Raw genomic sequence first — 11603 nt, 5'->3', positions numbered from 1 at the left:
CCAGTTCTAGCAAGCAGAAAGGTCTAGTTGTATGCGTCCAAGGATCCTCGTGACGGGCATTCCTGGCCACTACGCGCGTCTTGCGAACGGCGCCAACGGATTGGCCGTCTCCTATTCGGAACGGCAGAAGCAACCCGAGACGAAGGACGAGTTCCTCCAGGAACTGCGAAACATCAGCAATACCGGCAATTATCTGATCGGCGAGGGGGCCTTGCGTGCGCTTGCGCCCCACGCACAGCAGATCCCCTTCTGGCATCTCTACAATTGCAGCCGCAACGGGGATGGGTTCGAGCAGTTCAATTCCAACTTCGACATCTGCGTCTTCACCTGCGCAAACCTGTTGCGCAAGGGGCTCTCCGCCGATGCGGAAGCCGATGTGCTGGGCAAGCTCAAGATGCCGATCGTCATGCTTGGCATCGGTCAGCAGAACCGCAAGGATCTCGAAAATGCGCTGCCGGAGGGCACGAAGCGGCTCTTGGGCATCCTCAAGGAGCGCGAGCACTATTTCCTGACGCGCGGTTTCGAGACCAGCGGCTTCCTCAAGGACCAGGGCTTTTCGTCCGTGCAGCCGACCGGCTGCCCGTCGGTGTATTTCATGCCGGACAACATGCGCCGGGCGCTGAAGAAGCTACCCTCCGTACAGGTCGGCAAGGCGCGGACCATCTTCTCCGGCTATCTCGGCGGCAACCAGGATGCGATTCTCGACGCCAATGCCCTGAACCCGCAGGATTTAGTGCCCCAATATGTCGTCCAGGACGAGTTCCTTCACTTCGACATGCGGGTGGAGCCGAATGCCGAAGGGCGCGTCTATGACTCAGCCTCCGGAACGATGATCGGCGACGTCGCCTATCCGGGCACCGAGCGGCTCAAGAACCCGTTCGAAGTGCGCACCTTCTTCGACACGAACCAGTGGCGCGCCTGGGCCTCGTCGATGGACTTCAATTTCGGGCGGCGTTTCCACGGCTCGATCATTGCCATGCAGGCGGGGGTGCCGAGCCTCATGGTCGCGGTGGACGACCGCATGCGCGAGATGCTGGGCTTCACCGGCTTGCCGGCTGTCGACGCGACCGACCTCGACAAGGCCGAGAACCGGGCCGAGTTCGTTGCGGATCATCTGGCCGGCCTCAACGCGTCCGAATTGGTCGACCGCTACTCCGATCGCGAGCGGAACTTCCGCACGGCGCTGCGCGAGATCGGCATCGGGCAGTAGCCGCTCGCCGACATCCAAGGTCTCAGGCAAAAATTCAAGGAATATCATGCGCATCCTGCTTACGGGCATTCCGTCATATCTGCAGCGAACCGTGGCGAGCGTATCCGGGACGGAGGTTCGCCACAGGCCCTATTTCGACGACATCCACACCAAGGCGGAGCTGATCGAGCAGGTCAGGAAGATAGCCAACACCGGCAACTACCTGATCGGGGAGGGCGCGGCCTACAGCCTGAAGGCGCATGACGTCACTTACGTGCCATTCTGGCACCTTGCCCGCAGCTGCGGTTCGGAGGACGTCTACGAGCGCCTGAACCAGGAGTTCGACATCTGCGTCTTCGCCTCGGCCAATCTGCTGCGGCCCGGCTATTCCGCCGACCTGGAAGCGGAAGTGTTCGAGAAGCTGAACATGCCGGTCGTGGTCATGGGCATCGGTATCCAGCGCAAGGAAGGCCTCAGGGAGAACCTGCCCGCCGGCACCCTCAAATTCCTCGATGTCCTGAGGCGCAAGGAGAGCTTCTTCCTGACCCGCGGCTATTTCACTGCCGAGTTCCTGAGGGAGCAGGGCATGAAGTTTGTGAAGCCGACCGGCTGTCCGTCGCTCTATTTCAACCCGGCGGGGATGCAGCGCTCCCTCACGGCCCTCGCCAACCCTGAGCTGGCGCACGCGCAGAAGATCGCCTTCGGAGGGTATCTCGGCAGCGTTGCCGATACGATTGTTGACGCTCATGCGCTTCTGAAGCCGACGAGCGTCGCAAGCTATGTCGTGCAGGACGAGGTGATCGCCTACAACCTGTCCTTGACCGCCGACGATCATGCGCCTGTCTATGACAAGGCCAGCGGCCGCATCACCGGAGCGACCTCCTACAAGCATTCCGAAAAGTGGCAGAGGGACCATGAGCTCGTGGTCTTCTTCGACACGAACCAGTGGCGAAGCTGGATCGCCTCCCGTGAGCTCTGCTTCGGCCGCCGGTTCCATGGCTGCATCATCGGCATGCAGGCTGGCGTGCCGGCACTCATGATAGCTGTCGACGACCGCATGCGGGAAATGCTGGAATTCGTCGGCTTCCCTTACATGGAAGCGGCGACGTGGAACCGCGAGGCCGACAAGAAGGCCTATCTTGCCAACTTCCTGTCCAAGATCGACACGCAAGCCGTCACCGACCGGTACTCGGCCTGCGAAGCCAACTTCCGCAGCGCACTCAGCCATGTCGGCCTCTAGCTTCAGGGCCAGGAGGACAAGGCCAGGCAGGCTTCTGCCCGGCATGTTGCTGGCGCTCTTGGGCTTCGCCCAGGCGCCGCTCGCTCATGCCGCTGAGATCAGGGCCGCCCGCATCGGGATCAACCGCCTGAACCTTGCCTGGCTCTCGCGAAGCGACCAGGACAGGGTGCTCGGGGAGATGGCGGCGAACGGCATCACGCACGCCCGTCTTTCGCTGTCGCGGCCGGTCGACAAGAGCATCGAGGGCCTCGAGATCGCAAGCCGCCTGGGCATCCGGATCCTTCTCGAGGTCCAGCTCACGAACAAGAGCTACTTTCCCGAGACGGCTCGTCCCCGGACCGGCTTCGGCCGTATCTGGGATGTCCACCGGCTTTCGGAACTCGATCTCGACCGGTACCGCATGGGGTTGCGCGACGCACTGCGCCGCATCGATGCCCTGGGCATTCGGCTGGAGGCGATCGAGCCCGGAAACGAGATCAACTTCAGCGCCTATAACGGCGATCTCCTTGTCTATCGCCAGCCTGGCGAACGGACCCCGCGCAGCATCGCCGACCTGGCCGGCCGGGCGGCCTTCGAGCAAGGCCTCGACAAATATGTGGAGGCCCTGAAGATCACCCGCGAGGAGGTGCGGCGCACCGTTCACAGCAGCGACGCCGCCATCGTGTCGGCCGGCCTGTCCGACCTGAGTGCCGACTGGGCCGACGGGCGAGGCATGGAGCGCCTCGATCCGGGCGAGGTCATTGCGCTGCTGCGCAAACGGGGCATCGACAGCCTGGTCGATGCCTATGGCATCCACGTCTATCCGGGACAGAAACGCGCTTCAGCCCTCGCCGACCGGGTGAAGGGTGTTCTCGACTTCTGCCAGGCGGACAATGCGGGCCGGCCCTGCTGGGTGACGGAATGGGGGATAGCGAACACGGCACGCGACTGCCCCGTCGACGACCGGAAGCGGGAAGACGCAGTGCGCACCGTGCGCGCCGTCTTCCAGCAACTGATGGATGAAGGGCGGGTGACGGCAGCCTTCTACTACGATTGGGACACCGAGCAGTCATACAGCCTATGGCGTTGCGGCCGGTTAAGTCCTGCCGGAGCGCTCGCCGTCACGCCGGCCGGAACCGAGTAGGCAGGGGCAGTGTTGCCTTGCGCGAGGCACTCTTCCTGCAGACGGAAAATATAGTGAAGCGGCAACCGGTATTGCCGGAGTATTTCCAATATTCGGGAGTTGGACTTGCTGATCTATTCCGACGAAAACCTAGAGGTATTTCATAGGCCGGGATCGTCTACCTATGTTCTGGCAACCTTCAACGAAATGGAGATGCAGGCAAACGGCAGCCGCTTCTGGGGGCAGCGGTTTTGCGAAAAGGCGGACATCACCGCCCTCGGTTTCATCAGCCGGCGTCCAAACTGGTTCCCGGCGACAAGCATGGCGAAGGCCAGTATCGCGGCAGCGCCGATCCTGCGGATGGCATCCGAACGCATCCTCTACGGCCACTCCCAGGGTGGCTACGCGGCACTGCGCTACCGCCGGGCCCTTGATGCCGATGTTGCAATCGCCTTCTGTCCGCAGATCTCCATCGATCCCAGGACGGTCCCCTTCGACGGCCGCTTCAAGAGCCACTTCACGCCCTCGCTTCATGAAGACATGGAGATCGCGCCCGAGCACGCAGCCGGCCGCGCCTATGTCTTCCATGATCCATTCCATGCCGTCGACCGCGAGCACGCGGAGCGGATCGCGGTGCTGCAGCAGGGGACACGTCTCGTCCCGGTGCACATGACCGGCCATGGCACTGTCCGGGCCTTCGCCGGAACCGCGCGCGGGCTGGCGCTTATCGAGGCCTGCCGCGCAGACGACTTGCCAGGCCTCTGCACGCTCGCCCGCGCGGTTCGCGTTGGAGACCCCATGCGGGCCTACCAGGTTGCACTCACCGCGATCGCTCGCCATCCCGCCTGGGCCGACCGGCTCTACACGCGCCTTGGCAATGGCTTTTCGTCCGTGCAGCGAGCCAACTTCCTCTACCACCGGGCCAACCGACACATCCGCGATGGAGAGTTGGCGACCGCGCGCGAGATGCTTGTCGAGGCCATAGCCCTTCAAACAGGCAATGCCGGGCCTGCTCGGCGCCTGCAGGAACTCGACGCGCGCATCGCCGGCACGATCCGGACGGAATTCCTTGAGCAGTACCCGGGATGCTTGGGCTCGCTTAGCGTCCATGCCACATCAAAGTACCCGGTCCAAAATCACAGTCCATGCTGATGATGGGCCGAGCAAGAAGCAAAGCAGGGGAAGGAGCCCTCCGTGAAGGGTATAATTCTAGCCGGCGGTAGTGGGACAAGGCTTTACCCCGCTACACTCGCAGTATCGAAGCAGATACTGCCGATCTACGACAAGCCGATGATCTACTATCCGCTGAGCGTCTTGATGCTGGCGGGCATACGGGAGATTCTTGTCATCTCAACGCCGCAGGATCTGCCGCAGTTTCAGCGTCTTTTAGGCGATGGTTCCGCGTTCGGCATTGCGCTGTCTTATGCCGAGCAGCCTACGCCGAACGGATTGGCCGAAGCCTTCATCATCGGAAGCGAATTTATCGGCGATGATCCAGTGGCGCTCATACTTGGCGACAACATCTTTTATGGCGATGGCCTTTCACAGCACTGTCGGGCAGCTGTGAGGCGAACCAGCGGAGCCTCTGTCTTCGCCTATCAGGTCGAGGATCCGCAGCGCTATGGCGTGGTGTATTTCGACCGTGAAACCCAGCGGGCGCTCTCCATCGAAGAAAAGCCGGCTCAACCACGTTCCAACTGGGCCGTCACCGGACTCTATTTCTATGACAACTCGGTCGTCGAGATCGCTTCGTCAGTCAGGCCTTCGGCAAGAGGCGAGCGCGAGATCACGGATGTCAACAGAGCCTATCTCGACCAGGGCAAGCTGCATGTCATGCGGCTTGGCCGAGGCTACGCCTGGCTGGACACGGGGACGCACGACAGCTTGCACGATGCGTCGTCGTTTGTTCGTACTATAGAGCTTCGTCAAGGCATCAAAATCATGTGCCCCGAGGAGATCGGCTTCGAACTGGGCTGGTTGAGCGAAGCCGAAGTGCTGGCGAGAGCCGCCTCCTTGGGCAAGACCGACTATGCACGCTATCTTGAGCGCCGGGTTCGGGAACTCGCCCATGGTTGATGTGCTGAGCCTTGGGTTGGAAGGTGTTTTTGAGATTCGCCCTCCAAAGTTCGATGATGCGCGAGGCTTCTTCTCGGAAACCTGGAATGCTGCGAAACTTGCAAAAGCCGGCATCTCGATCGATTTCGTGCAGGACAATCACTCGTTTTCGCGCACGCGAGGCGTAATGCGGGGCCTGCATTTTCAGATGCCGCCATTTGCGCAGGACAAACTCGTGCGCGTTCTTCGCGGCTCCGTGTTCGATGTCGCAGTCGATATTCGCCGAGGCTCGCCGACATTCGGAAAATGGATCGCCGTCACGCTTTCAGGTCGGCAATGGAACCAGGTCCTTGTGCCCAAGGGCTTTGCGCACGGCTTCGTCACGCTCGAGCCCGACACAGAGGTCGTCTACAAGGTCTCGGCTCCCTATTCGGCTCCTCATGACAGGTCCATCCGCTTCGATGATCCCGATATCGCGATAGACTGGCCAGTCCCGGCGACCGACATGGTTCTCTCCGCCAAGGATGAAGCCGCGCCGTTCCTGGCCGATCTGGAAACCGGATTTGTTTACCAGTGAAGCACGCCTTGCCAACAGTCCTCGTTACGGGCGGTGCGGGTTTCATCGGCTCTGCCGTCTGCCGCCATCTGATCCACACCGAGCGCTATCGCGTCGTCAATCTCGACAAGCTGACCTATGCCGGCAGTCTCACATCGCTACGCGACATCGAGGGGCATCCGAACTATGTCTTTCACCGCGCAGATATTTGCGACACCAGGTCCGTGAGGCGGATTCTGGCTGCCGAAAAGGTGGATCGGATCATGCATCTGGCGGCTGAAAGCCATGTCGACAGGTCCATCGACGGGCCCATGGTTTTCGTGAACACCAATGTCGCGGGAACGGTAAGCATGCTTGCCGCCGCGGCCGATCATTGGCGTAAGCTTGGTGATGACGCCCGCATGGGCTTTCGCTTCCACCATGTTTCCACGGACGAAGTATTCGGAGACCTGCCCTTCGATTCCGGTGTCTTTACCGAGCAGACCCCTTACAAGCCGTCCTCGCCCTATTCTGCGTCGAAGGCGGCGTCGGACCATTTTGTCCGCGCATGGCGCGAAACCTATGGGCTGCCGGTCGTCATCTCGAATTGCTCGAACAACTACGGCCCGTTTCATTATCCGGAAAAGCTTATACCGCTCATGATCACAAACGCCCTCGATGAGCGTCCTCTGCCCGTGTACGGACGGGGCGCCAATGTGCGCGATTGGCTGTACGTCGAGGACCACGCTCGCGCGCTTGAAGCGGTAATGAGCAAGGGGCGGGACGGCGAAAGTTACAATATCGGCGGCCGGGCGGAGCGGACCAATCTTGAGGTGGTCCGAACCATTTGCGCGCTGCTCGACGCAAGGCGCCCGCGAATGGGAGGAGGTTCATATACGGATCTTATAACTTTCGTCGCCGACCGACCGGGGCACGACCGGCGTTATGCCATCGATCCGGCCAAGAGCGAGCGCGAATTGGCTTGGCGTCCGCTTGAAACCTTCGAAACGGGACTCGCCCGTACGGTCGACTGGTTTCTGGACAATAGCTGGTGGTGGAGACCAATCCGTGAGCAGTTGTTCGACGGGACTCGTCTGGGACTGGCGAGCGCTGGATGAAAATCCTCGTCACCGGAAAGAATGGGCAGTTGGCTCGTTCACTGGCGGTCCGGGCGCAGGGCCGAGGCATCGAAATCGTGCTCGCCGGCCGGCCGGAGTTGGATCTTGAGAACCCTTCGGCGTTCGCCTCGGTGCTGAAGTCCGTCGCGCCTGATATGGTCATCAATGCAGCCGCGCATACCGGAGTTGATCAGCAGGAAGATGAGCCTCAGCGAGCATTCAGGATAAACGCCGAAGCCCCCGCCGAATTGGCGCGACTGACTCGAATGGCGGCTATTCCCATCATCCAGGTTTCGACTGACTATGTGTTCGATGGCAAATCTGGTGAACCGTATGTCGAGTCGGATGGGCCCAATCCACAAACAGTCTACGGGTGCAGCAAGCTCGCGGGCGAACTGGCAGTCCGCTCGCAGAACCCGGATCATCTGGTTGTTCGAACGGCATGGGTCTTCAGCCAATATGGTCGAAACTTCGTCAAGACCATTTTGTCGGCGGCGCAAACGCGGAAGAGGCTTCAGGTGGTCGCGGACCAATTCGGGAACCCCACTGCAGCGCACGATCTAGCTGACGGTTTGCTGGCGGCAGCACGCTTCCGGCGCGACCACCAAGGCTTTCCGCAAGGTCTGTATCACCTTGCCGGGCAGGGCAGGGCGAGCTGGTATGAGTTGGCAAGGCAAATCCTTGAGATTAGCAAGGCAGTGGGTGGCCCGATCGCCGATGTCGAGCCAATAGCCAGTGATCAGTGGGTGGCCATGGCCTTGAGGCCGGCGAATTCCGAGCTGAATTCAGAGCGCTTCGCCAACGATTTCGGCTACCGCGCTGGAGACTGGCGGGATCGTGTCTCTTCCGTGGTGGGAAATATTATAAAAGACTCAGTGACTGGCCAGGATAGTCGATGAGACCTGCTGCGCCGGTCAGTCGTCGGCTCGCCGGTCGGCTCGGGACGATTTCGTCGAGAACATAGCCGTCCTGATCGACGCGCGCCACGGCCGGTCTTCCTTACGCCAGTCGTTAAACCGGCTCATTCGAATGCCACACATCGCGGAGGCTCGGTGGCGCATAGCCGTCGGTGAGCGGTCTCGCTCGTCCTCGAATTCTACCGGGGCACCTATACTGCGAGCCTGTTCCAGCTTCGGCACTGCTCAAGGTCAGCACGGCGCCTGCTAGCCGCCCGGCTATCCCCGTCGGCTCACATCGCGCGGCGAGGCGCCGTATTTGCGGCGGAAGATCGTGGAGAAATGCGCCGAACTGCTGAAGCCGTGGTCGAAGGCGACGGAGGTGATCGACCGCGAGTCGCCGCGCGCTAGGCAGTCATATGCAAGCTGCAGGCGGCGGTTCCATATCCATTCCGACGCAGACATCTCGCAACCTTCGAAAAGGACGTGCAGATAGCGCAGCGATACGCCGTTGGCGGCCGCCACCTTCTCCAGTGACAAGTTGGGATCGTCGACATGTTTCTCGATCCAAAGCTGGATCGACCTCAGGCGCGCTTTCTTTATCGAACCTTCCGCCTCTGCCATGTTGCCTTCGGAGCTCAGCATGGTGAAGGCCAGCATGTCCATCAACTGGTTACCGAGGCTCGCCCGCACGTCTTCGTCGAGCCTGGAGCCTTCGGTGGCCAATGTCGCGCAGAACTCCGTCGCGATGCGGCCCAATCCCTGGGTCGTGTTGATTATCGCCGACACGGGGATGCGCTCGCGCGGGAAACGCTGGGCAAAATCGTCGCTCGGAATCTCGAGATAGAACGAGCGTACCTCGCCGTGGCCGTAAAGCACATATTGCTCGGTGGCCGAAAAGATGGCGCCGCGGGCGGCGTTCGAATTATGCGTCTCCCCCCGCTGGAGCACGCTGATGCGCCCCTTCAGCAATAGCTGCAGATAATAGCAATCCTTGTCGAGCCGCGCGATGTGCCTGTTGTTGCGCTGAATACGCTGTTCGGACAGCAGGATGTCGGTCAGCACGATCTCGCCGAACTTCGCCTCGCGGATAAAACCGCGATAGCGTTCGGGATCCGCCGCCTTGACGTCGACATTGACATAGACATCGCATATCGCGTCGCGCCAGGCACGATAGCGATCCGACGACGGAAGACTTTCCGTCGAGAAAACAAGGTCCATGGGTCCCCCCAACCCGTGGCAACGCTTCCGCCTGCTCGAGGCGAACCTTCCCCTTCGCATTCCCACATTTGGATGGATGATAGTGGCCGCGCAGCTGGTCGTCCAGCGCCGCCTCGCCGACTGCGCTCTCAGGGAAAAGCTGTGCATCCTCACGCAAGAAACAGGCGGCCGCCGTCGCTAGTTTCAGGTTGCGGGGCGGTCGCATGGGAGGGAGGCCGGTATGCCGTTTTGGGGACGCATGAGCCAGGAGCAGATTGTCTTCGGTCTCGCCTTGCTGCTGTGCCTTGGTTTCGCGCTGGCCCTCCCGGGCTTTCTCACCGCGAACAATCTGGTCAATCTTGTGCGCAGCGTCTCTGTCCTCGGAATACTCGGCGTTGCGATGGGCATCGTGGTGATCGGTCGCGGCATCGACCTGTCGCTGGTCGCGCTTATGGCCATCTCCGTCGCGTGGACACTCAGCCTGATCTCGGGCGGCATGCCCATGCCGCAGGCGCTCGCACTCGGACTGGCTTTCGCCCTTGCGATCGGGGTGCTCAACGGCTGGCTCGTCGCCTATGCGGAAATTCCGGCCATCTTCGCCACGCTCGCCATGGGAACCCTCGTCTACGGGATAGGCCGCTATTTCCTCTTCAATATGGAGGTTGCCTATATGCCCAAGGCGGCGGACACGCTGCTGTGGGCCGGGCAGGGTTCGCTGTTCGGGGTTCCTGTGCCGATCTTCCTGTTTGCCGCGGTATGCCTCGCCGGCCATCTCTTCCTGCGTTATGCGAAGTCGGGCCGGTACCTGCGGGCAGTGGGCGACAACATCCTCGCCGCGCGGATAACCGGGATCGCTGTTCGGCCTGTGATCGTGCAGCAATACGTCATTTCGGCGCTGATAGGCTATGTAGCCGGCATCATAACCGCCGCGTCCGTGGCGAGCATGAACACGCGGCTTGCGCTGTCCACCTATATCTACGACGTGATCCTGGTGGTCGTTCTCGGGGGAATAGGTCTCTCGGGCGGAAGTGGCGGTATCCGCAACGTCATAGTCGGCACCCTGCTGATCGGCGTCCTGCTCAACGGCATGACGATCATGGACATCCAGTACACCGTCCAGAACGTCATCAAGGGCGTTCTACTTCTCACGGCGATCGTGATCGACACGGTCCTCAACCCGCGCGACGAGCAGACCGCGCAGCAGGGTGACATCTAGCCATTTTCTCAAGGGAGGAGAGATATGAAACTGTTCAAGACCGGCATCATCGCCGCAGCATTTGCCCTCTGTGCCGGCGCTGCCGTGGCGCAGGAGGGCATCGATGATCCGACCCGGTCGTATTACGATTCGTTCAAGGGCAAGCGCATCGCCTTTCTGCCCGTAGCCATGGGCATCGACCTTACGGAAGGCTGGGCCGCGGGTCTCAAGGAGGCCTTCGCGCCGCTCGGCGTGACGTTCGACATTCGCGACCCGAACTTCAACACGGACGCGGGCGCGCAGGCGCTCACCGCGCTTATCACCGAGAAGCCGGACGTCATCGTCGTGCACAATCCCGACGTCCAGTCCTATGCACGTCTGCTCAAGAAGGCTGAGGAAGCGGGCATCTACGTCGTGCAGGTGAACATGCGTTCCGCCTACTCGACCGACGTGTTCGTGGGCGCCGACTATGTCGCTATGGGCGAGCAGATCGGCCAGCGCCTTTTGGACAAATGTTCCCCGGCCAATGGCGGAAGCGGCAAGGTGGCGATCACGCAGGGCGTGCTGACGGCCGCGGCAAGCGTCTACCAGATGCAGGGCATCAACAACGTCCTGTCGCAGCATCCCGACATGCAGATCGTCTCGAACCAGGCGGCGGACTGGGATTCGACGAAGGCGAGGAACATCACCGCGACCGTCATCCAGCAGCACCCTGATCTCTGCGGCGTCACCGGGTTCTGGGATGTTATGGACATCGGCACGGCGGCGGCCATCAAGGAATCCGGCAAGGACGTCTACATGCTGACTCAAGGTGGCGGCAGCCGCCTGGCCTGCGACGGGCTCACCGACGGAAGCTATTCCGAGGTCGCCGTCTTCTTCGTGCCGGGACAGGCGCGCGACATGGCGACCATGATCAAGCACCTGCTGCAGCAGGGCCAGGCGCCCGGCAGCACCAGGACGACGCTTTTCACGCCGCTGACCTTCCTGACGAAGGACAACATGACGCCGGCTTCCTGCTGGGACATGCCTGAAAAGGGCTGACCTTTGACAGCGGCACTGGCAGCGACAGGCTG

At 61.4% G+C, this 11603-nt stretch carries 11 protein-coding genes; 10 read left to right on the top strand and 1 reads right to left on the bottom strand.

Annotation, left to right across the window (positions count from 1 at the left end):
* The first annotated feature begins 31 nt into the window (after positions 1–31).
* The 8 genes from ABLE86_RS17010 (at position 32) to rfbD (ending at position 8138) form a co-directional block, all read left to right on the top strand.
* The gene (locus ABLE86_RS17010; RefSeq protein WP_348780153.1) at positions 32–1210 is read left to right on the top strand and encodes a polysaccharide pyruvyl transferase family protein; all 1179 of its coding nucleotides are present in this window, start codon (positions 32–34) and stop codon (positions 1208–1210) included.
* A 46-nt stretch (positions 1211–1256) separates the two neighbouring features.
* On the top strand, positions 1257–2429 hold the full coding sequence (locus ABLE86_RS17005) for a polysaccharide pyruvyl transferase family protein (RefSeq protein ID WP_348780152.1): 1173 nt from the start codon (positions 1257–1259) through the stop codon (positions 2427–2429).
* Between the two features lie 43 nt (positions 2430–2472).
* Complete coding sequence (locus ABLE86_RS17000) at positions 2473–3552, top strand: glycosyl hydrolase (protein ID WP_348780151.1); 1080 nt, start codon at positions 2473–2475, stop codon at positions 3550–3552.
* 105 nt (positions 3553–3657) lie between these two features.
* Entirely contained in the window at positions 3658–4683 is a 1026-nt protein-coding gene (locus ABLE86_RS16995; RefSeq protein WP_348780150.1) for a hypothetical protein, read from the top strand.
* 42 nt (positions 4684–4725) lie between these two features.
* Positions 4726–5607, top strand: coding sequence for a glucose-1-phosphate thymidylyltransferase RfbA (gene rfbA, locus ABLE86_RS16990; protein ID WP_348780149.1), 882 nt, complete (start codon positions 4726–4728; stop codon positions 5605–5607).
* A complete protein-coding gene (gene rfbC / locus ABLE86_RS16985; RefSeq protein WP_348780148.1) occupies positions 5600–6163 on the top strand; it encodes a dTDP-4-dehydrorhamnose 3,5-epimerase in 564 nt (187 codons plus the stop codon). Before rfbA ends, rfbC begins: the two co-directional genes overlap by 8 nt.
* Positions 6160–7239: a dTDP-glucose 4,6-dehydratase gene (gene rfbB / locus ABLE86_RS16980; RefSeq protein ID WP_348780147.1), complete on the top strand. Its 1080-nt coding sequence runs from the start codon at positions 6160–6162 to the stop codon at positions 7237–7239. Before rfbC ends, rfbB begins: the two co-directional genes overlap by 4 nt.
* Positions 7236–8138: a dTDP-4-dehydrorhamnose reductase gene (rfbD, locus tag ABLE86_RS16975; RefSeq protein WP_348780146.1), complete on the top strand. Its 903-nt coding sequence runs from the start codon at positions 7236–7238 to the stop codon at positions 8136–8138. Before rfbB ends, rfbD begins: the two co-directional genes overlap by 4 nt.
* 276 nt (positions 8139–8414) lie before the next feature.
* Here rfbD and ABLE86_RS16970 read toward each other — a convergent pair whose 3' ends face one another.
* Complete coding sequence (locus tag ABLE86_RS16970) at positions 8415–9356, bottom strand: helix-turn-helix domain-containing protein (protein ID WP_348780145.1); 942 nt, start codon at positions 9354–9356, stop codon at positions 8415–8417.
* Positions 9357–9576: 220 nt separating this feature from the next.
* Between ABLE86_RS16970 and ABLE86_RS16965 the strand changes: the two genes are divergently transcribed.
* Positions 9577–10551 (top strand): ABC transporter permease, encoded by a 975-nt coding sequence (locus tag ABLE86_RS16965; protein ID WP_348780144.1) that lies wholly within the window; start codon positions 9577–9579, stop codon positions 10549–10551.
* Positions 10552–10575: 24 nt separating this feature from the next.
* On the top strand, positions 10576–11571 hold the full coding sequence (locus ABLE86_RS16960; protein ID WP_348780143.1) for a sugar ABC transporter substrate-binding protein: 996 nt from the start codon (positions 10576–10578) through the stop codon (positions 11569–11571).
* The last annotated feature ends 32 nt before the right edge of the window (positions 11572–11603 follow it).

Source organism: Mesorhizobium sp. KR2-14, from assembly GCF_040049255.1.
Classification (GTDB): Bacteria; Pseudomonadota; Alphaproteobacteria; order Rhizobiales; family Rhizobiaceae; genus Pseudaminobacter.
The sequence above is the reverse complement of the archived record's forward strand: the minus strand, read 5'-3'. Positions and strand labels throughout refer to the sequence as shown.